This is a genomic window from Kerstersia gyiorum, assembly GCF_004216755.1.
GTDB lineage: Bacteria > Pseudomonadota > Gammaproteobacteria > Burkholderiales > Burkholderiaceae_B > Kerstersia > Kerstersia gyiorum.
Genome location: NZ_SGWZ01000001.1, coordinates 1,375,642 through 1,397,623, shown reverse-complemented (window position 1 = coordinate 1,397,623; position 21,982 = coordinate 1,375,642). Strand labels below are relative to the sequence as shown.

Annotated in this window: 18 protein-coding genes; 11 read left to right on the top strand and 7 right to left on the bottom strand. The window is 63.4% G+C overall.

Annotated elements, in window-relative coordinates; all coding sequences use genetic code 11:
• Positions 1-51 precede the first annotated feature (51 nt).
• Positions 52-831 (top strand): RNA methyltransferase, encoded by a 780-nt coding sequence (locus EV679_RS06170; protein WP_127774778.1) that lies wholly within the window; start codon positions 52-54, stop codon positions 829-831.
• Between the two features lie 38 nt (positions 832-869).
• Here EV679_RS06170 and EV679_RS06165 read toward each other — a convergent pair whose 3' ends face one another.
• Together EV679_RS06165 and EV679_RS06160 are read right to left on the bottom strand one after the other, a co-directional pair.
• Positions 870-1,709 carry a mechanosensitive ion channel family protein gene (locus tag EV679_RS06165; RefSeq protein WP_127774779.1) on the bottom strand — a complete coding sequence of 280 codons (840 nt, stop codon included), beginning with the start codon at positions 1,707-1,709 and terminating at the stop codon, positions 870-872.
• A gap of 246 nt (positions 1,710-1,955) precedes the next feature.
• Positions 1,956-2,591: a TetR/AcrR family transcriptional regulator gene (locus EV679_RS06160; protein ID WP_202969539.1), complete on the bottom strand. Its 636-nt coding sequence runs from the start codon at positions 2,589-2,591 to the stop codon at positions 1,956-1,958.
• 308 nt (positions 2,592-2,899) lie between these two features.
• Between EV679_RS06160 and EV679_RS06155 the strand changes: the two genes are divergently transcribed.
• The 7 genes from EV679_RS06155 (at position 2,900) to EV679_RS06125 (ending at position 13,414) form a co-directional block, all read left to right on the top strand.
• Positions 2,900-4,579 (top strand): electron transfer flavoprotein-ubiquinone oxidoreductase, encoded by a 1,680-nt coding sequence (locus EV679_RS06155; protein ID WP_130486789.1) that lies wholly within the window; start codon positions 2,900-2,902, stop codon positions 4,577-4,579.
• Positions 4,580-4,607: 28 nt separating this feature from the next.
• On the top strand, positions 4,608-5,729 hold the full coding sequence (locus EV679_RS06150; protein ID WP_068370358.1) for a thiolase family protein: 1,122 nt from the start codon (positions 4,608-4,610) through the stop codon (positions 5,727-5,729).
• A gap of 1 nt (position 5,730) precedes the next feature.
• Positions 5,731-8,031, top strand: a complete 2,301-nt coding sequence (locus EV679_RS06145) for a 3-hydroxyacyl-CoA dehydrogenase/enoyl-CoA hydratase family protein (protein WP_130486708.1) — start codon at positions 5,731-5,733, stop codon at positions 8,029-8,031.
• A gap of 34 nt (positions 8,032-8,065) precedes the next feature.
• Complete coding sequence (locus EV679_RS06140) at positions 8,066-9,823, top strand: acyl-CoA dehydrogenase C-terminal domain-containing protein (protein ID WP_130486707.1); 1,758 nt, start codon at positions 8,066-8,068, stop codon at positions 9,821-9,823.
• A gap of 29 nt (positions 9,824-9,852) precedes the next feature.
• The gene (locus EV679_RS06135) at positions 9,853-11,484 is read left to right on the top strand and encodes a long-chain-fatty-acid--CoA ligase (protein ID WP_130486706.1); all 1,632 of its coding nucleotides are present in this window, start codon (positions 9,853-9,855) and stop codon (positions 11,482-11,484) included.
• A gap of 152 nt (positions 11,485-11,636) precedes the next feature.
• Positions 11,637-12,410 (top strand): SDR family oxidoreductase, encoded by a 774-nt coding sequence (locus tag EV679_RS06130; protein ID WP_130486705.1) that lies wholly within the window; start codon positions 11,637-11,639, stop codon positions 12,408-12,410.
• A gap of 92 nt (positions 12,411-12,502) precedes the next feature.
• Positions 12,503-13,414 carry a LysR family transcriptional regulator gene (locus tag EV679_RS06125; protein WP_130486704.1) on the top strand — a complete coding sequence of 304 codons (912 nt, stop codon included), beginning with the start codon at positions 12,503-12,505 and terminating at the stop codon, positions 13,412-13,414.
• 13 nt (positions 13,415-13,427) lie between these two features.
• Here EV679_RS06125 and EV679_RS06120 read toward each other — a convergent pair whose 3' ends face one another.
• Complete coding sequence (locus tag EV679_RS06120) at positions 13,428-14,669, bottom strand: YeiH family protein (protein ID WP_242611427.1); 1,242 nt, start codon at positions 14,667-14,669, stop codon at positions 13,428-13,430.
• A 110-nt stretch (positions 14,670-14,779) separates the two neighbouring features.
• On the opposite strand from EV679_RS06120, the gene EV679_RS06115 reads away from it, so the two are divergent.
• Positions 14,780-15,670 (top strand): LysR family transcriptional regulator, encoded by an 891-nt coding sequence (locus EV679_RS06115; protein ID WP_127774785.1) that lies wholly within the window; start codon positions 14,780-14,782, stop codon positions 15,668-15,670.
• Between the two features lie 30 nt (positions 15,671-15,700).
• On the opposite strand, the gene EV679_RS06110 is transcribed toward EV679_RS06115, so the two are convergent.
• Both EV679_RS06110 and ypfH read right to left on the bottom strand, forming a co-directional pair.
• A complete protein-coding gene (locus EV679_RS06110) occupies positions 15,701-17,197 on the bottom strand; it encodes an AMP nucleosidase (RefSeq protein WP_127774786.1) in 1,497 nt (498 codons plus the stop codon).
• A gap of 96 nt (positions 17,198-17,293) precedes the next feature.
• Positions 17,294-18,019 carry an esterase gene (ypfH, locus tag EV679_RS06105; RefSeq protein WP_083969556.1) on the bottom strand — a complete coding sequence of 242 codons (726 nt, stop codon included), beginning with the start codon at positions 18,017-18,019 and terminating at the stop codon, positions 17,294-17,296.
• Positions 18,020-18,526: 507 nt separating this feature from the next.
• On the opposite strand from ypfH, the gene EV679_RS06100 reads away from it, so the two are divergent.
• On the top strand, positions 18,527-18,820 hold the full coding sequence (locus EV679_RS06100) for a hypothetical protein (protein WP_127774787.1): 294 nt from the start codon (positions 18,527-18,529) through the stop codon (positions 18,818-18,820).
• Between the two features lie 119 nt (positions 18,821-18,939).
• Here EV679_RS06100 and pobA read toward each other — a convergent pair whose 3' ends face one another.
• Positions 18,940-20,115: a 4-hydroxybenzoate 3-monooxygenase gene (gene pobA, locus EV679_RS06095; RefSeq protein WP_068366182.1), complete on the bottom strand. Its 1,176-nt coding sequence runs from the start codon at positions 20,113-20,115 to the stop codon at positions 18,940-18,942.
• Positions 20,116-20,374: 259 nt separating this feature from the next.
• Between pobA and EV679_RS06090 the strand changes: the two genes are divergently transcribed.
• Positions 20,375-21,175 carry an IclR family transcriptional regulator domain-containing protein gene (locus EV679_RS06090; protein WP_068367625.1) on the top strand — a complete coding sequence of 267 codons (801 nt, stop codon included), beginning with the start codon at positions 20,375-20,377 and terminating at the stop codon, positions 21,173-21,175.
• A 17-nt stretch (positions 21,176-21,192) separates the two neighbouring features.
• Here the strand turns inward: EV679_RS06090 and EV679_RS06085 are convergent, their stop codons facing one another.
• Positions 21,193-21,954 carry a TSUP family transporter gene (locus EV679_RS06085; protein WP_130486703.1) on the bottom strand — a complete coding sequence of 254 codons (762 nt, stop codon included), beginning with the start codon at positions 21,952-21,954 and terminating at the stop codon, positions 21,193-21,195.
• Positions 21,955-21,982 lie beyond the last annotated feature (28 nt).

The window sequence follows — 21,982 nt, the reverse complement described above, 5'->3', positions numbered from 1 at the left end:
TCCAGGGCCTATATAAAAGTAACTGGCAGTAGGCCCAGACCGGTATTTTAAATGACGCCTGTTTTTTCGCGTGTACGCTTCATCATGACCTCCCCCAGCCACCCTGGCAATGTGGGAGCAGCCGCCCGGGCCATCAAGACCATGGGGTTCTCATCGCTGGTGCTGGTCACGCCCAAACTGGACGATATCACCCTGCATCCCGATGCCATTGCCATGGCCAGTGGCGCCGATGATATCCTGTCTGGCGCGCTGATAACAGCATCTCTTGAAGAAGCGCTCGCGCCGGTAACCCGGGCATATGCCCTGACCGCCAGGCCGCGCGACATCGGCCCGCCGGTCTGTGACATCCGCGAAGCCGCCGCAGAAAGCCGCGAATTGCTGGCCTCTCAGGATGACGCCAGCGTCGCCATTGTATTGGGAACGGAGCGCAGCGGCCTGACGAATGCGCATATTGCCCTCTGCCAGCGCATTTGCCACATTCCCGCCAACCCGGAATACAGTTCGCTGAATGTGGCGCAGGCGCTGCAACTGGCCGCGTGGGAAATGCGTTACGCGCTGGGCGCCGAAGGACGGGCGCTACCACAAACGCCCATCCAGAGCGTGGACCCCGGCACGGCCCTGGCCAGCAACGGCCAGGTTCAGGCTTTCCTCGAACACTGGCGCGAAGCGCTGGTGGCCGTCGGCTTTCTCGACCCGGAACATCCCAAGAAACTGGTGCCGCGCATGCAGCATCTGTTCGGCCGCAGCGCCCTGACCCGTGATGAGGTCGATATGATGCGCGGTGTCTGTACCGCCATGCTGGCGCCGCAAAACTACCGCAAGCAGGACTGAACCGGCCCGGCACGCCGAGCCGGTTCAGGCTGGCTGCCTCAGCCCTGCTGGCGCTCCTTGGCAACAACCGGGCCCTGCAATTCGCGCACGGGCACCGCAGCGCCCATGCCGGCACCCACCAGCGTCTTGCGAATTTTGTAGAGCAGGTCCCAGCGCAATTCCCAGTATTTGCTGTTGTCCGTCCAGACCCGCACATTGATGCTGACGCCGTTGTCACGGTAGCCCATCACCATCACCATGGGTGCCGGCTCCTTGGATACCAGCGGATGGTCGTTGATCAGCGCCTTCAGGCTCTCTACCGCCGCGTCCAGATCGTCGTCATAGCGCACCTGGGCTTCGAGATCCAGGCGGCGGGTCGGGTTGCGGCTGTAATTGATCAGGTTCGCGCCCCATACCGTGCTGTTAGGCAGCGAGATCGCAATGCCATCGAATTGCGTCAGGCGCGTCATGAACAGGCCGATTTCCTCGACCGTGCCTTCATTGACACCGCCGACGGACACGTACTCACCGGCACGCATGGGCCGCAGCGCCAGCAGCATGACGCCAGCGGCAATGTTCTGCAAGGTGTTCTGCAACGCCAGGCCGATCGCCAGGCCGGCGGCGCCCAGGACGGCGATGATGCTGGCCGTCTGCACACCAAAGCGGGCCAGGACCGCCACCAGCGTGAAAACACGGATTGCCCACACGGCCGTGCTGCTCAGGATGGGCACGATGGTGGCGTCGATGCGCGGCGAACTGGTCGCGGCACGGCGCACCATGCTGCCCACCCATTTGGATACCCACCAGCCGACGATCAGAATGACGGCGGCGATCAATAACGTAATGGCGAAACCGTATGCCTGGGATTCCAGTATGGCCTTGCTGACTGAGTCGGACATGAAGAAACTCCTGTGATACCTGTCTTCCGCCGCCACCACGGCAGCCGGAACTGCCGACAGCCTAGCACACCCCTTCGGCACGTCCACCCGTCATTTGTCCATTCTTATCCCGAAAAAATGTGGACAACTTTTGGGATAGCTTGGGGAACACATGATTTCCCCAATAAAAATCAATTACTTGAAAACAGTGATTAAACTTTGAGCAGAAACATATGCACACCAGTACAGGCAAACGGACGGCATCGTTCACTGCCCCGCGCTACCGTCGTGCCGAAAAATACGCATGATCTGCTGGCCGATCTCCGCCGGTGACAGCAGGCCCTGGCGGTACCAGCCGCTCACATTATTGAGCAGGGTCAGCAGCAGCAAGCGGTAGACATTGCGGTTCAGGCCGGGAGCCAGCGGCAGCGCCGCAATCAGACCGCGGAAAATATCTTCGAATTTGTCCCGCTTGGACACCAGGCTGACACGGATCTCCGGGGGCACGGAATTGAAGTCGCTCATCAGCGGCATGGTCAACGATTCCGGGTCCAGTTGTATCTCCAGCATGGCGATACAGGCTGCCTCCAGGCGCCTCCACGGGTCCTCGTGCGGCGCCACTGCCGCGTTGATGCGGTCTTCAGCCACCTGCAGCGCCATGTCGTGGATATTCACGAACAAGGCCTCCTTGGATTTGATGTAGTGGTACAGGGAGCCGCCCAGCAAGCCCACGCGCTCGCCGATGTCCCTGACCGAAGTCGCCGCATAGCCACGTTCGGCGAACAGGGCCGCAGCCGCCTCCAGCACCTCACGGTGGCGTTCGCTCATGCCTTCGACGGGTAATGCGCTGATGAACTTTCCCCGACTGGCCCGCTTTTCCGCCCCGCTTCCATTACCCATCATTTCTGCTCCGACCCGATTGATTGAATCCCCTTCCGTGCATCGGCACCGGCACGCGGCACGCAGGGGAATGTGCGGATATAGCGTGTTCACGGCATCGCGTCAAGCTGGGAGAATCGCCTTCTTCGTTATTACACCAATCGTTTGATATAGTCATTGGCAGATAGAACGCCGTGCTCTTGGCCATCGGTTTCCAGTAGCGGCTTCCTGGTCCAGGCAGGCCTGTCTGTCTCGATCCCTCACCGCGCGGCGCGCATTTTCAACCTACACAAGGAACACATGCCGTGACGAGCAATACCCAGCGCGAATCCATGGACTTCGATGTGGTCATCGTCGGCGCGGGTCCGGCCGGCCTGGCCGCAGCCATCCGGCTCAAGCAACGGGCACAGGCGGAAGGGCGCGAGATTTCCGTCGTGGTCGTGGAAAAAGGATCGGAAGTCGGCGCGCATATCCTGTCGGGCGCCGTCATTGACCCGTCGGGGCTGGATGCATTGCTGCCCGACTGGCGCGATGATGCAGACCGGCCACTCAAGACGCAGGTCAGCGACGATCGCTTCTACTTGCTGTGGCGTACCGGTGGCATGCGACTGCCCAACCGGATGATGCCGCCGCTGATGAACAACCATGGCAACTTCATAGCTTCGCTGGGCAGCCTGGCGCGTTACCTCGCCAGCCGCGCCGAGGCCCTGGGCGTGGAAATCTACCCTGGATTTGCCGCCACCGAAGTGCTGTACGACGACAAGGGCGCCGTCTGTGGCATCGCGACCGGCGACATGGGCATAGGCCGCGATGGCGAACCTCGTGCCGACCATGCGCCGGGCATGGAACTGCGGGCCCGCTATACGCTCTTCGCGGAAGGCGCGCGCGGCAGCCTGAGCAAGCAATTGCTCGCCCGATATGGCCTGGAGTCCGGGCGTTCACCGCAGAAGTTCGGCATAGGCATCAAGGAGCTGTGGCAGGTCACGCCCGATGCGTTCCAGCCTGGCCTGGTCCAGCACTCATTCGGCTGGCCGCTGGACCGGCAGACCGGCGGGGGGTCCTTCCTGTATCACTTCGACGACCATCTGGTCACCGTCGGCTTCGTCCTGCACCTGGACTACCAGAATCCGACGCTGTCCCCTTACGACGAATTCCAGCGCTTCAAGACGCATCCCCTGATCCGTGGCACCTTCGAGGGCGCGCGGCGCCTGGCCTACGGCGCACGGGCGCTGACCGAAGGCGGCTGGCAGTCCGTGCCGAGGCTGGCCTTTCCCGGCGGCGCGCTGACAGGCTGTGCCGCCGGTTTCATGAACGTGCCACGCATCAAAGGCAGCCACAACGCCCTGCATTCCGGCATGCAGGCGGCGGACGCTGCCTTCGATGCCCTGGCCGCCGGGCGCGGACATGACATCCTTGACGCCTATGACGACGGCTGGCGCGACTCTGCGATCGGCCGCGACCTCAAGCCCGTGCGCAACGTCAAGCCGCTGTGGTCACGCTATGGCACGCCGGCCGGGATCGGCCTGGGCGGCCTGGACATGTGGTTACAGACCTGGACCGGCAAATCCCCATTCGGCACCCTGGCCCACCGCAAGCCCGATCACGCCTGTCTGAAGCCGCTGGCCGCAGTCCGGCCCATCGTGTATCCGAAATATGACGGCATCCTGACCTTCGACAAGCTTTCCTCTGTCTTCCTGTCCAGCACCAGCCATGCGGAAGACCAGCCCATCCACCTGAAGCTGGCCGACCCCGCCATCCCGATAGGCAGCAATCTGCCGCGCTATGGCGAACCTGCACGGCTCTACTGTCCGGCGGGCGTCTACGAAATCGTCGATGACGCCCCTGCCACCAGCAACCCCACGGACCCAGCCATGCCGGCTGGCGCGCCGCGTTTCGTCATCAACGCGCAGAACTGCGTGCACTGCAAGACCTGTGACATCAAGGACCCTGCCCAGAACATTACCTGGACGCCACCGGAAGGCGGCGGCGGACCCAACTATCCCAATATGTAATGCATAGACATTCCTTACCGGAGACTCCATGACAACCGCATTCATCGTCGATTACCTGCGCAGTCCTTTCACGCCGGCCCATCGCGGCGCGCTGGCCGGCGTCAGGCCCGACGATCTCGCCGCCAGCGTGATCGCTGCGCTGGTACGCCGTTCGGGCCTGGACCCGGCCTTGCTGGAAGACGTCAACCTGGGCTGCGCCTTTCCCGAAGGGGAACAGGGCCTGAACATCGCCCGCTGTGCGGCGCTCACGGCTGGCCTGCCGCTGTCGGTTGGCGCCTCTACCGTCAATCGCTGGTGCGGTTCTTCGCTGCAAGCCGTGCAAATGGCGGCCGGCGCCATTGCCATGGGCGCCGGCGAAGCCTTTATCGCCGGCGGCGTGGAAAGCATGAGTCGGGTACCGATGATGGGTTTCAATCCGCTGCCCAATCCCGCATGGGACGATGCTCTGCGCACGGCACTGCTGAATATGGGCCTGACGGCCGAAAACCTGGCCAGCCGTTACAGCATCGGCCGGGCTGAACAGGATGCCTATGCCCTGGAAAGCCAGCGTAAAGCACTGGCCGCCCGCGCGGAAGGCCGCCTGTCTGCGGAAATCACACCAATCGACGGTGTGACCGAGGACGGCTGCCCCAGGGCCACGGACGCCGACAAGCTCGCCGGCCTGAAGACCGTCTTCAAAGCCGAAGGCAGCGTCACCGCAGGCAATGCGTCGCCCCTGACGGACGGCGCCAGCGCCACCCTGGTGTGCTCCGGCGATTTCGTACGCCGTCACCATCTGCAGCCGCTGGCTCGCGTTGCCGGCTATGCCATCTCGGGCTGCGCCCCAGACATCATGGGCATAGGACCGGTCGAAGCCACGCGCAAGGCCCTGGCCCGTGCCGGCATAAGCGCGCAGCAACTGGACGTCATTGAAATGAACGAAGCGTTTGCCGTACAAGTACTGGCCTGCTGCAAGGATCTCGATCTCGATCCCGCCCGGCTGAACCGCGACGGCGGCGCCATCGCGCTGGGCCACCCGCTCGGCGCCACGGGCGCACGCCTGGTCGGCAAGGCTGCCAGCCTGCTGCACCGCGATGGCGGACGCTATGCACTGGCAACCCAGTGCATAGGCGGCGGCCAGGGCATCGCCATGGTGCTGGAGGCTGCCTGACATGAACGCCCCAATTCAAAAAGCCGCCGTCATCGGCGCTGGTGTCATGGGCGCTGGCATTGCCGCCCACCTGGCCAATGCCGGCCTTCAAGTCGTCCTGCTGGACCTGGAAAAAGCCCAGGCCGATGCCGGCATCGCCCGCCAGCTGAAAGCAGGCGGGTTCATGGACCCCGCCTTCGCAGCCCGTGTGCGCACGGGCGCAGTTGCTGCCGACCTGCCCGCCATTGCCGATGCCGACTGGATCATAGAAGCCGTCGCCGAAAAGCTGGACATCAAACAGGCGCTGTACCGCGATATCGAAAAGACGCGCAAGCCCGGCAGCCTGGTGTCCTCGAATACATCGACGATTCCGCTTGCCGCACTCACGGCCGGCATGCCCGAACGCTTCTGCGGCGACTTCCTCATTACCCACTTTTTCAACCCGCCGCGCATCATGCGGCTGCTGGAACTGGTGAGCGGCCCGCAAACCCGCAAGGAAGCCACTGAAACACTGACCTACTTCGCCGACCGCCAGCTGGGTAAAAGCGTGGTGCATTGCAAGGACACGCCGGGCTTCATCGGCAACCGCATCGGCAATTACTGGATGGTCGTGGCTCAGAACGAAGCCATCCGCCTGGGACTGGACGTAGAGGAAGCCGATGCCATCATCAGCCGGCCTTTCGGCATCCCGGCCACCGGCATTTTCGGCCTGCTGGATCTCGTCGGCATCGACCTCATGCCCATGATCCTGCGCATCCTGCAACAGGCCACGCCTGCCGGCGACGCCATCCAGGATTGCGATGCAGAGCCGCCGCTGATTGCCCGCATGATCCGCGAGAATCGCCTGGGCCGCAAAAGCGGGGCCGGTTTCGTACGCCTATCGGCCGACCGCCGCCAGCGCGATGTCATCGACCTGGCAACCGGCGAGTACCGGCCACAGCGCAGCGTGGCCTCGGAAAGCCTGCAGGCCAGCCAGGGCGACCCGCGTGCGCTGATGGAACACCCTGCGCCTGGCGGCCAGTATGCGGCAGCCGTCATGGAGCGCGCCCTGGCCTACGCTGCCGCGCTGGTGCCGGAAATTGCCGATACCCCCTTCGATATCGACGAAGCCATGCGCAACGGCTATGGCTGGAAACAGGGTCCATTCGAACTGATGGACAAACTGGGCACAGACTGGCTGGCGCAGCGCCTGCAGGCGCGTGGCCTGCCGGTGCCGCCCTACCTCGCCCTGGCGGCGCGCCATGGCAGTTTCTATTCGGTACGCGACGACCGCCGTGCCTGCCTGCTGCCGGACGGCAGCCACCAGCCACTGCGCCAGGCACCTGGCGTGCTGCTGCTGGGCGACCTGGCCCTGGCGCAACAGCCTGTTGCCAGTTGGAGTACCGCGGCGCTCTGGGACCTGGGCGACGGCGTGGCTGGCCTGGCTTTCCGGACCAAGATGAATACCTTTAATCCCACGCTGCTGGAAACCATACAGGCCGCGCTGGCGCATACACAGGAGCATTTTCAGGCGCTGGTGATCGGCAGCGACGCGCAGGCATTCAGCGCGGGCGCCGATCTCCGGGTCTTTCTTGAAACCCTGGAGCAGCACGGCCAACCGGCCCTGGAACGTTTTCTCGACCTGGGCCATGGCACCTTCCAGGCCATCAAGTATGCCCCCTTCCCGGTAGTCGGCGCGGCGGCCGGCCTGGCCCTGGGTGGCGGCTGCGAAATCCTGCTGCACTGCGACGCCATCCAGGCGCACGCCGAGCTGTCCATGGGACTGGTCGAAACGCGTATCGGCGTCATCCCCGGCTGGGGTGGCTGCAAGGAGATGCTGCTGCGCATGCAGGCCGCATCGGGCGTGCCCCATGGGCCGGTCGCCCCGTCCATTGCCGCCTTTCAGCTCATCGCTGCCGCGAGAGTCTCCAGCAGTGCGTTCGATGCCCGCAGGCTGGGCTTTCTGAAAGACAGCGACGGCATCACCATGAACCGCAGCCGCTTGCTGGCCGACGCCAAGACCAAAGCGCTGGCGCTGGCTCGCGACTACCTGCCGCCCGAACCGGCCTGCGTGACCGTGGCGGGCGCCTCGGGGCTGGCAGCGCTGAAAAACCTGATTGCCACGGAAACCTTGGCAGGACGCGCCACTCCGCACGATGATGTGGTCAATACCGCCCTGGCGGAAGTATTGAGCGGCGGCGCCGGCGCCGGCCCGCTTTACCCGGTGGCGGAAGCCGCGCTGCTGAAACTGGAGCGCTCCGCCTTTCTTGAACTGCTCGCCACGCCTGCCAGCCAGGCGCGTGTCCGTCATATGCTGGACACTGGAAAGCCCCTGCGCAATTGATTCGACTCGCCGTCCCTAGACACAAGGAAACACGATGACTGCTTATATCCCCACGACTGAAGATGCACAATTCCTGCTGTCCGACGTCTTCGATTTCAATGCCAGCATGGCCGTCTTGCCGGGCTGCGAAGAGGTGGACACCGATCTTGCCCTCAGCATCCTGGAAGAAGGCGGCAAGTTCTGCGTCGAAGTGCTGGAACCGCTCAACCGCAGTGGCGATGAAACCGGCTGCCGCCTGGAGAACGGCCAGGTCATCACCCCTCCCGGGCTGGCCTCGGCCTACCAAGCCTTCCGCGAAGCCGGCTGGTGCGGGCTGTCCGGTTCCGCCGACTATGGCGGTCAGGGCCTGCCGCTGACCTTGCAGATCCTGCTCAACGAAATGGTGTCGTCCGTCAATCTTTCCTTCGGCCTGTTCCCCGGCCTGACGCACGGAGCGGTGGAAACGCTCACTCACCACGCCAGCCCGGCGCTCAAGGGGCTTTACCTGCCGCGCATGATCAGCGGCGAATGGACTGGCGCCATGGCCCTGACCGAAGCGTCCGCTGGCACGGACCTGGGCCTGCTCACCACCCGCGCCGAACCGCTGGACGATGGCAGCTACCGCATCACCGGCACCAAGATCTTCATTTCCTCCGGCGACCAGGATTTTGGCGGCAACATCATCCACCTGGTCCTGGCACGCTTGCCTGGCGCAGCCCCTGGCGTGAAAGGCATCAGCCTGTTCCTGGTGCCCAAGTTCCTGCCGGACGCCAATGGCGAAATAGGTGAGCGCAACAACATGTCGGTGGGCGCGCTGGAACACAAAATGGGCATCCATGCCCAGCCTACCTGCGTCATGAATTACGACGGCGCCATCGGCTGGCTCGTGGGCGAAGCCGGGCGCGGACTCAACGCCATGTTCACCATGATGAATGCGGAACGCCTGTTCGTCGGCATTCAAGGCCTGGGCCTGGGCGAAGCCGCCAACCAGAAGGCGGCCGCCTATGCGCGTGAACGCCTGCAAGGCCGCTCGGCCGACGGCAGCCGCGGCCCGGTAGCCATCATCGAACACGCCGACGTGCGCCGCATGCTGCTGACCGGCCGCGCACTGAACGACGCAGGACGCGCGCTGGCCGTCTGGACGGCATTGCAGATGGACACCGCAGCCCGCCATCCCGATGCCGCCACGCGTCAGCAGGCCGACGGCTTCGTCGCGCTGCTCACGCCCGTGATCAAGGCAGCCTTCACCGACTTCGGCTTCGAAACCGCCGTACTCAGTCAGCAGGTTTTCGGCGGCCACGGCTACATCCGCGAATGGGGCATGGAGCAATATGTGCGCGATGCCCGGATCACGCAGATCTACGAAGGCACCAATGGCGTGCAGGCCATGGACCTGGTCGGCCGCAAGTTGCCCATGGCGAACGGCGCACTCGCCAGCAGCTTCTTCGCGCTCGTGCGCAAGGAACTGGAACAGGCCCGGGCCGGCAACACCGCCGACCTGGCCGCTCCCGTACTGGATGCCCTGCAGCGCCTGGAAAGTGTGACCGGATACCTGTTGTCGTCCGCGCATGACGCCAATACCCTGGGAGCAGCCGCCACCGACTACCTGCGCTTTTTCGCACTGGTAGCCTATGGCTGGCTGTGGGTACGCATGGCCGGCAAGAGCCAGGCGGGTGCAACGCCGCTGCATCAACGCAAACTGGCCGCCGCGCGCTTCTTCGTGACCCGCCTGCTGCCGCAGACGATCGCGCTGGAACAGGCAATCCGCGCCGATGCAGCCGAGCTTGCAAAACTGGCAGCAGACGCATTCTGACCTGCGCCGACACCTGGAGGAGACAACCCATGCTCGGCAATATGATGCACCAGCCCCTGCTGATTTCATCGGTTCTGCGTCACGCGGCCACCTACCACGGAAAGACCGAAATCGTGTCGCGCACCGTGGAAGGCCCGTTGCACCGCTACACCTATGCTGACGCCTGGCGGCGCAGCCAGCAGCTCGCCAACGCCCTGCAGCGCCTGGGCCTCAAGCTCGGCGACCGCGTCGCCACCCTGGCCTGGAATGGCTACCGCCACCTGGAGCTGTATTACGGCACGTCTGGTTCCGGACTGGTATGCCACACCATCAACCCCAGGCTGTTCAAGGAGCAGATCAGCTACATCATCCGCCACGCCGAGGACAGTGCGATCTTTGCTGACCTCACGTTCCTGCCTCTGCTGGAATCACTGGCGGATCAGCTGGGCGGCATGAAGGCAGTCGTCCTGCTGACCGACGACGCCCACATGCCTTCGTCGAGCTCGCTGCCCGGCCTGATCAGCTATGAAACCTTGATCGGCGGCGAATCGCCAGAGTACGACTGGCCGGTCTTCGACGAGAACACCGCTTCCGGCCTTTGCTATACCTCCGGCACGACCGGCGAGCCCAAGGGCGTGCTGTACAGCCATCGGTCCACGGTGCTGCATGCCATGGCCATCCCGGCACCAGACGTGCTCGGGCTTTCCGCCAGCGATACCATCGTACCTGTCGTGCCGATGTTTCACGTCAATGCCTGGGGCCTGCCCTTCGCCGGACCGATGGTCGGCGCCAAGCTGGTCATGCCCGGACCGCGCCTGGACGGCGCCAGCCTGCACGAACTGTTCGCCAGCGAAAAAGTGACTTTCACGGCAGGGGTGCCCACCGTCTGGCTGGCACTGCAGGACTGGATGGAAAGCAACCGCCAGAGCCTGCCGGACCTGCGCCGCGTGGCGATAGGCGGTGCAGCAGCGCCTCCCATCATGCTGGAACGGTTCCGGCGCATGGGCATCGAGACCCGCCACGCCTGGGGCATGACGGAAACCAGTCCGGTCGGCCTGTCCTGCAGCCTTCTACCCAAGCATGCCGCACTGACACCCGAGCAGCGCCTGATGCTGGAGGCCAAGCAGGGCCGCCCCGTCTTCGGCATGGAATTCATGATTCACGGCCAGGACGGCCAGACGGTGGCGCGCGACGGCAAGTCGTTCGGCTCCATGCTGATCCGCGGTCCCTGGGTAGCCGGCAGCTACTACAACGCGCCAACCAGTCCCGCCCACACCCTGGTCCCGGGCTGGTTCGACACTGGCGACATCATCACCATGGACGAAGATGGTTTCGTACAGATCGTCGACCGCAACAAGGACGTGGTCAAATCGGGCGGTGAATGGATCAGTTCGGTCGAGCTGGAAAACCTGGCGCAGGCGCATCCCGCCATCCAGGAAGCCGCCGTGGTCGCCATGCCAGATCCGCGTTGGGGCGAACGCCCCATCCTGGTGGCCGTTATCCGGCCTGGCCACACCTTCACACGCGACGACATGCTGGACATCTACAAGGACAAGATCGCCAAGTGGAGCATTCCCGACGATGTACTGATCGTCGACGAACTGCCGCACACAGCCACAGGCAAGCTGCTCAAGGCGTCCATCCGGAAGCTGGTACACGAACGCTATCAGTCAGGCATTTAGCGCACGCCACTATCGGCGCGATCAGTAGTCCACGCCAGGCTGAGACAATTCATTGGATGGATTTCCTGGATAATCCATCCAGGGCCAGGTGGTTTATCTCCGGGCACCCCCGGCCTAAGCTGGGGGCATCCCCATTTGCAAAGGAGAGTCCCATGGCAGACCATTCCATCAAAGGCAAAACCGTTCTCATCGCCGGCGGGGCCAAAAACCTCGGCGGCCTGATCGCCCGTGATCTGGCCCAACATGGCGCCAAGGCAGTGGCAATCCACTACAACAGTGACGCCAGCCAGGGTGATGCAGAGGCCACAATTACGGCCGTCAAGGCAACCGGCGCGCATGCCGTGGCAATCCAGGCAGACCTCACCACAGCAGCTGCCGTCGAGAAACTATTCACCGATGCCATTGCCGCCGTAGGCAGACCTGACATTGCCATCAATACCGTAGGCAAGGTGCTCAAGAAACCGATCACCGAAACCAGCGAAGCCGAGTACGACGACATGTCGGCAGTAAACACCAAAAGCGCATTCTTTTTCCTCAAGGAAGCCGGCAAACACGTCAACGACAACGGCAAGGTGCTTACCCTGGTAACCTCGCTACTCGGGGCTTTCACTCCGTTCTATGCTGCGTATGCAGGCACCAAGGCGCCGGTAGAGCACTTCACCCGTGCCGCGGCAAAGGAATTTGCTGCACGCGGCATTTCAGTCACAGCAGTTGGACCGGGTCCGATGGACACGCCGTTTTTCTACCCGGCTGAAGGCGCCGATGCCGTGGCCTATCACAAAACTGCGGCAGCGCTTTCTCTGTTCAGTAAAACCGGCCTGACGGACATCGAAGACGTCGTACCCTTCATCCGCCACCTGGTTAGCGACGGCTGGTGGATCACAGGCCAGACCATCCTGATCAACGGCGGCTACACCACCAAATAAGCAGGCTGGCGGTGCCCCCACTCGAGCATTTGCTGGCTGAACCGGGAACAGCAAAATAGCCTGGACCTGGGCGCCAGCACCATGGGGAGACTATGGACAGGCTCGATCAGTACCGTATCTTCGCTCAGATTGCGGAGATGGGCAGTTTCATCAAGACGGCGCATGCACTGGAGTTGCCGCGTGCCTCGGTGTCGGCGGCCATCCAGCAACTGGAAGCTCAGGTAGGTACACGTCTGTTGCACCGGACCACACGCCAGGTACATCTGACCGCCGACGGTATGCAGTTGCTCGAACGCATACGCCCGCTACTGGCGGATGTAGAAAACATAGACACGATGTTCCAAGCCAGCCAGCGCCAGGTGTCAGGGCAGCTGCGAATTGATGTGCCCAGCCGCATCGCGCGCAGGCTTATCGTGCCGGCATTACCCATGCTTTTGCGGCAGCATCCCCAATTGCGACTCATCCTGGGTTCCAGCGATCGCGCCGTTGATCTGGTACGGGAAGGCATTGACTGCGTGGTGCGTGTCGGCGCGTTGCCGAACACCGCACTTGCCGTCCGGCCGTTGGGCCTGATCAGGCTGATCAACTGCGCCAGCCCCGCCTACCTGCAAGAACAAGGCATACCAGAGCACCCCGAGGAGCTCTGCAGCAAACACTGGATGGTCGGTTACGCCTCTCCGTCCACCGGGCGAGAAATACCGTGGAGCTATATTTCCGCCGACGGCGCCGAGCACAGTGTGCCCATACCCAGCCAAGTCGTAACGAATAACGCGGAGAACTACATTGCGTGCTGCCGCACGGGTCTGGGATTGATCCAGATACCCGGTTTCGACGTGCAGCACCTGATCGACGCGGGAGAACTACAGGAAGTCATGCCTGACCATCGCGCAGCCCCCTTGCAAGTATCACTACTCTATCCGCATCGCCGCCAGCGCTCACGCCGGCTGGCGGTATTCATGGACTGGTTCGAGGCACTAATGAAGCCCCATCTGCAGGCATGTTGAACGACGCTCGCCGTCAGGCCAGGAGGGCATGCACCAAGGCGTTCATCGCCAGCCCGCCCCCAAGCAGCCAGGCAAACAGCATCGCTGCCAGCAGCAAGGGGCGCAATCCAGCCCGGCGCAATGCCGACACATGCGTCGTCAGTCCCAGGGCGGCCATGGCCATGGCAAGCATAATGGTGTCCAGGTCGAGTGCGACACGCACCAGTTCGGAAGGCAGTTCGACCAGCGAATTGAATGCCGCCATCAGGATGAAACCGAACGCGAACCAGGGAATCGCGATCCCGCGCCGCCCCTGCGCCGGGGCCCCGTTGCTCGCCCCCCGCCGAGCCAGCAACAATGCAAGCCCGAGCAGGAAGGGTGCCAGCATCATTACCCGCACCATCTTCGCAATCACGGCAGCATCCGCTGCATCGCTGCCCAGCGCACGCCCGGCAGCCACCACTTGCGCCACCTCATGCACCGTCGCGCCGATGAACACGCCCGCCTGCCGCGCATCCATGTGCACCCACCCCCACTCTTGCCCCAGGTGATACAAGGCAGGCCAGGCAAACATCGCCAAGGTGCCGAAGATCACCACCGTCGCTACCGCCACGCTGATCTGGGCTGCCCGCCCGCCCACCACCGGACCGGCCGCCATCACGGCCGCTGCGCCGCAAATCGAACTGCCTGCGCCGATCAGCAGCGCAGTCTGGCGGTCCAGGCTCAGCCAACGCGTCCCCAGCCACCATGCCAGACAGAAAGTGGAGAGCAGCATACAGGCGTCCAGCAACACCCCTTCATAACCTACCAGGGCCACGTCGGAGAAAGTCAGCCGTAGCCCATACAGCACGATGCCGGCACGCAATAGCCGCGTCTTGGAGAAATCGACCCCGGCACCCAGCCTGCCTGCCACTGACGGATACACCGTATTGCCAACCAGCATCCCCAGCACGATGGCCAGGGTCAGCGCCGCTATACCATGCGTCTGAGCCCACGGCTGGCTGCTGAGCCATTGCGCGGCCGCCGCAATGCTGCCAGTCAGCAGCAGCCCGGCGACCAGTGCGCCCGGCTGCCACGACCTGCCTGCCGGCGCCTGGGCACCTGGGGAAACTCTTGCCGGCGCAGCCGCTGCAGCATAGGCCGCGCCTGCGGTCAATGCCGGGGAGCCTTCATGCAGCATGCCCTGCCCTTCCCGTGCCGGACGATCTTCCTTTGCCTCGCCGCGCAGCGCCGGACAGCCGTCCCTGCCCGCAGTCAATATATTATTAGCAGTCATTACGGAACAATTCCTTATGAATTGAACACATAATGAATGCAGAAGGAATATCTGTAAAACAGGTTATATTTCTATAACCTATCGTAATTTCAAATAGATCAAACCGCCCGATGCGCATCACTCTGAGGCAGCTGCATATTTTCACGGCCATCGCCGAACATGGCAGCACGACAGCGGCTGCCAGCAGCATCCCGCTATCGCAATCCGCCACCAGCGCCGCGCTGGGAGAACTGGAAGCCATGCTGGGCGCCAGCCTATTCGACCGCGTGGGCAAGCGCCTGCAGCTCAATGAGACCGGGCGCGCCCTGCTGGACCCGGCACGCTCGCTGCTGGATATGGCGCGCACGATAGAAACCCATTTCGGCATGGATGGCGGCAACCCTGGCGCGCCACTACCGGCACGCATCCGCCTGGGCGCCAGTACAACCATCGGGAATTATCTGATGCCGGCCCGGATTGCCCGGCTGCTGGAGGCCCATGCCTTGGCCAGCGTGGAAATGCGCATCGGCAATACCCAGGAAATCGTGGGCGCTGTGCTGCGCCGCGAAGTCGACGCCGGCGTCATCGAAGGCCCCTGCCATGCCGACGAACTGGAAGCGCTGCCCTGGCTCAGCGACGAACTGGTGTTCGTCGTGGCTGCACACCATCCGCTGGCGCAATCCCAGACCCCCTGCCCGCTGGCAGAACTGCGCAAGCAACGTTGGCTGCTGCGGGAAAGCGGGTCTGGCACCCGCGAGGCCGTGGATAACGTGCTGCTGCCGCATCTGGGCAACTTCGACCTGGCCTTGCAGCTGGGCAGCACCGAGGCCATCAAGCAGGCCGCAGCCGCTGGCCTGGGCATCGCCTGCCTGTCCCGCAGCGCGGTTCAGGACCTGGTGGATCTGGGCCGCCTGGCGCTGCTGCGCACCGCCCTGCCACCACTACACCGCCAGCTCTACCGCATCCGCCACCGCAGCAAGCAGTTCTCTCCCGCGCTGGCCCTACTGCTGGAGCAGGACTGAAGCCGGACGGAGCAGGCCGCCAACACCCGCCTACTGGAAAGCCGTTTCGATGAAACTGCGCAGCTTGCGCGAGTGCAGCCTTTCCTTGGGCATGCTGGCCAGCAGTTCCAGCGCATGGATGCCAATCTGCAGGTGCTGGCCGACCTGACGCCGGTAGAAGTCATTGGCCATGCCCGGCAGCTTCAGCTCTCCATGCAACGGCTTGTCGGAGACGCAAAGCAAGGTACCGTACGGCACTCGCAGGCGGAACCCGTTAGCGGCAATCGTGGCCGATTCCATATCCAGGGCAATGGCACGCGACTGCGCGAAGCGCTCGACCAGTTCCTGGTGATCGCGCAACTCCCAGTTGCGGTTGTCTATGCTGGCCACTGTACCGGTACGCATGATGCGCTTGAGCTCCCAGCCTGACAGGCCGGCAATTTTCTCGACGGCCGTTTCCAGCGCCACCTGGACTTCCGCCAGCGGCGGGACCGGGACCCACAGCGGCAGGTCTGCATCCAGCACGTGATCATCCCTGACATAACCATGCGCCAGCACGTAATCTCCAAGGCGCTGGGTCGAACGCAAACCGGCGCAATGCCCCACCATCAGCCAGGCTTGCGGCCGCAATACCGCGACGTGATCCGTGATGGTCTTGGCATTGGACGGGCCGACACCGATATTGATCAGCGTGATGCCGCCATGACCTGCCCGGCAGAGGTGATAGGCCGGCATTTGGGGCAGGCGCTCAGGCGCCGTACCCGAGACGGGTTCAGCCTCGCCGCGCAGCGTGACGACATTGCCCGGCTCGATGAAGGATTCGTAGCCACCGACGCCGTCGGCCAGCCTGGCACGGGCGTAGGCGCAGAACTCGTCCACGTAGAACTGGTAATTGGTGAAGAGCACGAAATTCTGGAAATGCGCAGGAGACGTCGCGGTGTAGTGCTGCAGGCGATGCAAGGAATAATCCACCCGCGGCGCAGTAAAAGGCGCCAGCGGGTGCGGCTTGCCCGCTACCGGACGCCAGCTGCCGTTGACAATGGCATCGTCGGTGATGGTCAGGTCGGGCACATCGAAAATATCGCGCAGCGGACGACCCAGCGCGGCCAGGTCCACGCCCTCCACGTGCGCCCCGCCAGGGAACGCGAAATGCAGCGGAATGGGCGTCTCCGATTCACCGACCGCTACCTTCACTTTGTGATGCAGCAGCAACAGGCCGATCTGCTCCACCAGGTAGGCCTGGAACAAGCGCGGCTGGGTAATGGTGGCCTCGTAGACGCCGGGCTCGGAAACATGGCCGTAGGACAGCCGCGTATCAACCAGGTCATAGGTATCGACCTGGATGCGGATCGCGGGATACCAGGCCCGCACGCGGGCAGAACGTGGCAAGGGCTCGCCACGGGCAAGTTCTGCGAAATGGCTGCGCAGGAATGCGGTATTGCGCTCGTAAATCTCGATCAGGCGGTCCACCGCCGCTGCGGCGACCTCGAAGGACTGGAAATCGACCGGTTCCGGAGTGAGTACCACCGAAGGAAAATACGCGGACATCCGTAAACTCTCCTGGCCTGCCGGGTAACGGTTGAGGGCCTAAGCGTGGGTTGTCGGAAGGCCCGCACCGCCATGCGGGCGGGCCGAGCACATCATTCAGCTGGACTGGCGCGCGCTCATCAGCGCGCTTTGCCAGATATGCAGGGGCACATGGGTACGCAGGCGCTCGATAGCGCGGGTCACCAGCGCGACATTCAGCTCGTGGCCGATATCGGGCAGGATATCCAGCGTGGCGTCGCCTTCGAGTTCCTGGATACGGTCGTAGGCATCCTGCGAGGACGACGGCGGCACGACATCGTCCTCGGCACCATGCAGCAGGTGCACGCTGGTTTCCGGCGCGGCTGCCTGCGGCAAGCTGGCATAACCGGCGGAAAAGGCGATTACGCGGCCAGCCAGCGCATGGTCGGCTGCAGACAATTCGAGCGCCACCAACCCGCCTTGCCCCAGGCCGAACAAGGCCGTGGCGGCAGGAGCAATCTGCCATTGCGCCTGCACGCGGCGAATCAGCTTGAGCAACGGCGGCAGGCCGGCTGCGACCTGCCCGGCCAGCTCATCGGCATTCAATTCATCTGCGACGAACCACTGCCGGCCCTCGGCTTCGCTGGCCCCTGCGGGATAGGGAGCGCGCAAAGCCATGATGGCTGCGCCTGGCCATTGCGCCTGCAGGGTGCGGGCCAGCCAGAGCAGGTCTGCCGGTTCGCCTCCCTGGCCATGGAACATGACGAACAGTTGTCCCGGCGCCTGGCCGTCGTGGGTCGGGGGAACCAGCCACAGGGCTTCGCCATCCGAGGAAAATTGCGTGGGGTTCTGAGCATCTGTCATATAAGCCTTCTCCTGCTGCTAGCGGGATATTGTATGGCGGCTTTGCAACATTGCCATGAAGGCATGGCCAGAATTATCCCTGCCCGCCCTCCCTGAAAAAAACACGCACCAGTCCCAGACCCGCCGCTATTGCCATGTGGGACACGGCTGCCAGCCTCCGTGCATGCCGAACATGTCATTTTCATGGCAGAAACAGAATTTTGACTGAATTCTGGCGATGTAAGCACCACAATACACACACATCGCCGAATTTCCCGTTTTCAGCAGGCAACACTTGACAGGCCGCAGGATACTCTCCATAGTGATCAATTCCTGACCACCTGCGTGCGCCGTCTGCCACCGGGGATCGGTCGTGAAGCACGCCTGCTTTCCAGGTCGGCGCGTCTCCGCCACGATCCGGCAGCTTTCGGCTCCGGGTAGTCACCGTCTTGCGCGGTCCGCCCTCGGGGCGCCAGGCCCCTTACCGGGTCCATGACCGGCCAAGATGCTCTACAGGAGATGTGCCTGGTGTACCCGAATCGCTACATCTACAAGGGCTATCTGCTGCTCGCTCGCCTGTCCACCGCGCCTGAAGGCGCCAATGGCTCCGGCCCGGCTTTCACCGCCACGCTGGACATACGCAAGGCCAGCCAGCCCGACGACCCTGGTTTCACCTATCCCGTACCGGCATTTGCCAACGCCGCAGATGCTGCCGTGGCCTATGCCCTCAGTCCGGCTCAGGCCATAGACACGGCCATCGGCCACGGCATAGACATACTCGCCACGTTGTTCGCGCCAGACCCTTCCCGTCAGGAAGTCTGAACCGCCCCGGCTGCTGCGGGCGAGCGGGCAGTAAAAACGCATCACGGCAAAAAAACCGTTTCCGCCCCAAGGGCCGGAAACGGCAGATGCCTGCTTTTCCGCGCATCGCGGAACCGGCCTTATTTCATCGGCAGGCCGACATAGTTCTCCGCCAGCGACGTCGATGCCGCCACGGATTTCACCAAGTACTCCAGCTCGGCTTCCTGAATCTTCTGGCCGAACTCCCCTTCGGCAGGGAAACGGTGCATCAGCGACGTAAACCACCAGGAGAAGCGCTCGGCCTTCCAGATACGGCTCAGGCAACGCTGCGAGTAAGTGTCGATACCAGCCTGGCTCTTCTCGTCATAGTACTCGGTGATGGATTCGGACAGATAGCCCACATCGGACGCGGCCAGGTTCAGGCCCTTGGCGCCCGTGGGCGGCACGATGTGCGCGGCGTCGCCAGCCAGGAACAGCCGGCCAAAGCGCATGGGTTCCGCCACGAAGCTGCGCAGCGGGGCAATGCTCTTTTCCAGCGACGGGCCGGTCACCAGGCGTTCGCGGGCCTCGGCATCCAGGCGCAGGCGCAATTCGTTCCAGAAGGCCTCGTCGCTCCACGATTCGACCTTGTCGGTCAGTGGCACCTGCAGGTAATAGCGGCTGCGCGTCAGGCTACGCATGCTGCACAGCGCGAAGCCCCGTGGCGTATTGGCATAAATCAGTTCGTCGCTGACCGGTGGCGTGTCGGACAGCAGGCCCAACCAGCCAAACGGATAGACTTTCTCGTAATTGTGGATGGCGGACGCCGGTACGCTGGCGCGGCTCACGCCATGGAAGCCATCACAGCCAGCGATGAAATCGCATTCGATCTCGTGCTCCTGGCCATTTTTGGTATAGCGCACACGCGGGCGTTCGCTGTCGAAATCATGCAGGCTGACATTGGACGCCTCGTAGATGGTCGTCAGGCCTTCGGCAGCCCGGACTTCCATCAGGTCGCGGGTCACTTCGGTCTGACCGTAGACCAGCACCGACTTGCCGCCGGACAGCCCCGTCAGGTCGATACGGTGGCGCTCGCCCTTGAACAACAACTCAATACCGTGGTGGGGCAAGCCTTCCTCGTGCATGCGAGAACCCACGCCAGCACGATCCAGCAGATCGACCGCCACCTGCTCCAACACGCCGGCCCGGATGCGGCCCAGCACATATTCGCCAGTCTGGCGTTCAAGGATGATGTTGTCGATGCCGGCCTTGTACAGCAACTGGCCCAGCAGCAAACCGGAAGGACCGGCGCCAACGATGACGACTTGGGTACGCATGGGGGAGTCTCCTTGTGATTTTTGCTTGGCCGGAATCTGATTCCGAACCGACGCTCACAGACTAAGAGACCGGCTTTCTTTGCGCCATGGCCCGCCCTGGCTATTGCGCGATCATTAGAATGGCCGTGCGATAATCGCGCAATTATTGATAAAACCTAACTGTCTCGTCGCTCAACTGAACGGACCGCGCACCATGCCGAACTCCCACCCGCCCGGGATTGGCCCCCACTCGAACACCCATCCGACCACGCAGCCAGCACTGTCTGCCGGCGGCATCGCCCATGCGGATTTCATTGCCGGCCTGGCCAAGGGGCTGGCAGTCCTGGAAAGCTTCGATACCGAACGCCAGCGCCTCAATGCCACCCTGGCCGCCGAACGCGCCGGACTGACACGCGCCGCCGCCAGGCGTCACCTGCTGACACTCACGCATTTGGGCTACCTTGAGAGCGATGGACATTATTTCTGGCTGTCCCCCAAGGTACTGCGCTTCTCCGGCAGCTATTTATCCTCTGCACGCCTGCCACGCGTGGTGCAGGCCACGCTCAACCGGCTGGCAGCACAGACCGGTGGATCGTTCTCCGTTGCCGTGCTGGATGGCGATGAAAGCGTCATTGTGGCCCGCAGCGCCAATTACGGGGGAGGCGAGCGCGCCATGCTGCCTTACGGCTTGCATCTCGGGGCGCGCCTGCCTGCCCATGCGACGTCTACCGGACGCATGATGCTGGCCCTGCTGGCCCCCCAGGAACTGGCTCACTGGCTAGAGGGCCCCGCGCCCGGCAGCATGCGCGAACTGCCGCGTCTTACTCCGAACTCGATCACCGACATCAGGGAACTGCGTGGCAGCCTCGAAACCGCGCGCAAACAGGATTTCTGCCAGGTCAGCGAAGAGCATGAACTGGGCGTGCATGCGCTGGCCATCCCGCTGCGCAACATGAAGGGCATGGCCCTGGCCGCGCTGAATATCGTTTCATCCACACAAGGCCGTACAACCCTGCAGGTTCGCCAGGACATATTGCCGGCCATGCTTGATGCCGCCCGGGAACTGCGCGGTCTGCTATAGCAGGGGCCGGCGTCGCGTCAGCCCCACTGACGCAGGATCATGTGCAGACCCAGCCCGGCCAGGCACAGGAAGAAACAGAAACGGAAGTGTTCAAGCGACAATCGGGCGCGTAGCGCCGCACCCAGTTGCATGCCCGCCACGGCGGGCAGCAACATCAGGCAGGAAGCCGCCAAGGTCCAGCCATCGTAACTGGCGTTCAACCACAATCCGGCGGCCAACGCCAGCGTCGATGCGGTAAAAGCCAGCCCCATGGCGCGTATGAGTTCATCCTTGGCGAGGCCCAAGCCTTGCAGATAGGGCACAGCCGGCAAGACAAACACGCCTGAAGCGGCTGTCAGCAAACCGGTCAGCAGGCCGGCCAGCGGTCCCATCCAAGCCTCATGGCGGCGCGGCACAAGAAACCTGCGGCCAGCCAGCCCCCATGCGGCATAGGCCAGCAATGCCAGGCCCAGCACCACGCTGGCGGCACCGCCTGCCGGCGCCCCCAGCCAGGCCGCGCCGGCCAGCGTCCCGGCGACACAACCGGCCAGCAGCCCGCCCAGCCTGCCTACCTCCGTCCTGACCGCACGCCAGGGGCCAGCCTGCCAGAGATTCGTCAGCAAGGACGGCACGACCAGCAAGGCGGCCGCTTGCGCCGGAGCAATCAACAGGGCCAGCAAAGCCATGGAAATCGTCGGCAATCCCAGGCCCACCACGCCCTTGACGACACCTGCCAGCAAAAAGACCGCCACCACTGCAAGCAGGACACCCACTGACACTTCATGTACGGACAACACCATTGCCATGCTCCCGGGCCACGTCGGCCAC

What these genes read in the sequence shown, in the direction of transcription:
- EV679_RS06170 (WP_127774778.1), top strand. Translation starts at nt 52, where the DNA reads ATGACGCCTGTTTTTTCGCGTGTACGCTTCATCATGACCTCCCCCAGC.
- EV679_RS06165 (WP_127774779.1), bottom strand. Translation starts at nt 1,709, where the DNA reads ATGTCCGACTCAGTCAGCAAGGCCATACTGGAATCCCAGGCATACGGT.
- EV679_RS06160 (WP_202969539.1), bottom strand. Translation starts at nt 2,591, where the DNA reads ATGATGGGTAATGGAAGCGGGGCGGAAAAGCGGGCCAGTCGGGGAAAG.
- EV679_RS06155 (WP_130486789.1), top strand. Translation starts at nt 2,900, where the DNA reads ATGGACTTCGATGTGGTCATCGTCGGCGCGGGTCCGGCCGGCCTGGCC.
- EV679_RS06150 (WP_068370358.1), top strand. Translation starts at nt 4,608, where the DNA reads ATGACAACCGCATTCATCGTCGATTACCTGCGCAGTCCTTTCACGCCG.
- EV679_RS06145 (WP_130486708.1), top strand. Translation starts at nt 5,731, where the DNA reads ATGAACGCCCCAATTCAAAAAGCCGCCGTCATCGGCGCTGGTGTCATG.
- EV679_RS06140 (WP_130486707.1), top strand. Translation starts at nt 8,066, where the DNA reads ATGACTGCTTATATCCCCACGACTGAAGATGCACAATTCCTGCTGTCC.
- EV679_RS06135 (WP_130486706.1), top strand. Translation starts at nt 9,853, where the DNA reads ATGCTCGGCAATATGATGCACCAGCCCCTGCTGATTTCATCGGTTCTG.
- EV679_RS06130 (WP_130486705.1), top strand. Translation starts at nt 11,637, where the DNA reads ATGGCAGACCATTCCATCAAAGGCAAAACCGTTCTCATCGCCGGCGGG.
- EV679_RS06125 (WP_130486704.1), top strand. Translation starts at nt 12,503, where the DNA reads ATGGACAGGCTCGATCAGTACCGTATCTTCGCTCAGATTGCGGAGATG.
- EV679_RS06120 (WP_242611427.1), bottom strand. Translation starts at nt 14,669, where the DNA reads ATGACTGCTAATAATATATTGACTGCGGGCAGGGACGGCTGTCCGGCG.
- EV679_RS06115 (WP_127774785.1), top strand. Translation starts at nt 14,780, where the DNA reads ATGCGCATCACTCTGAGGCAGCTGCATATTTTCACGGCCATCGCCGAA.
- EV679_RS06110 (WP_127774786.1), bottom strand. Translation starts at nt 17,197, where the DNA reads ATGTCCGCGTATTTTCCTTCGGTGGTACTCACTCCGGAACCGGTCGAT.
- ypfH (WP_083969556.1), bottom strand. Translation starts at nt 18,019, where the DNA reads ATGACAGATGCTCAGAACCCCACGCAATTTTCCTCGGATGGCGAAGCC.
- pobA (WP_068366182.1), bottom strand. Translation starts at nt 20,115, where the DNA reads ATGCGTACCCAAGTCGTCATCGTTGGCGCCGGTCCTTCCGGTTTGCTG.
- EV679_RS06085 (WP_130486703.1), bottom strand. Translation starts at nt 21,954, where the DNA reads ATGGTGTTGTCCGTACATGAAGTGTCAGTGGGTGTCCTGCTTGCAGTG.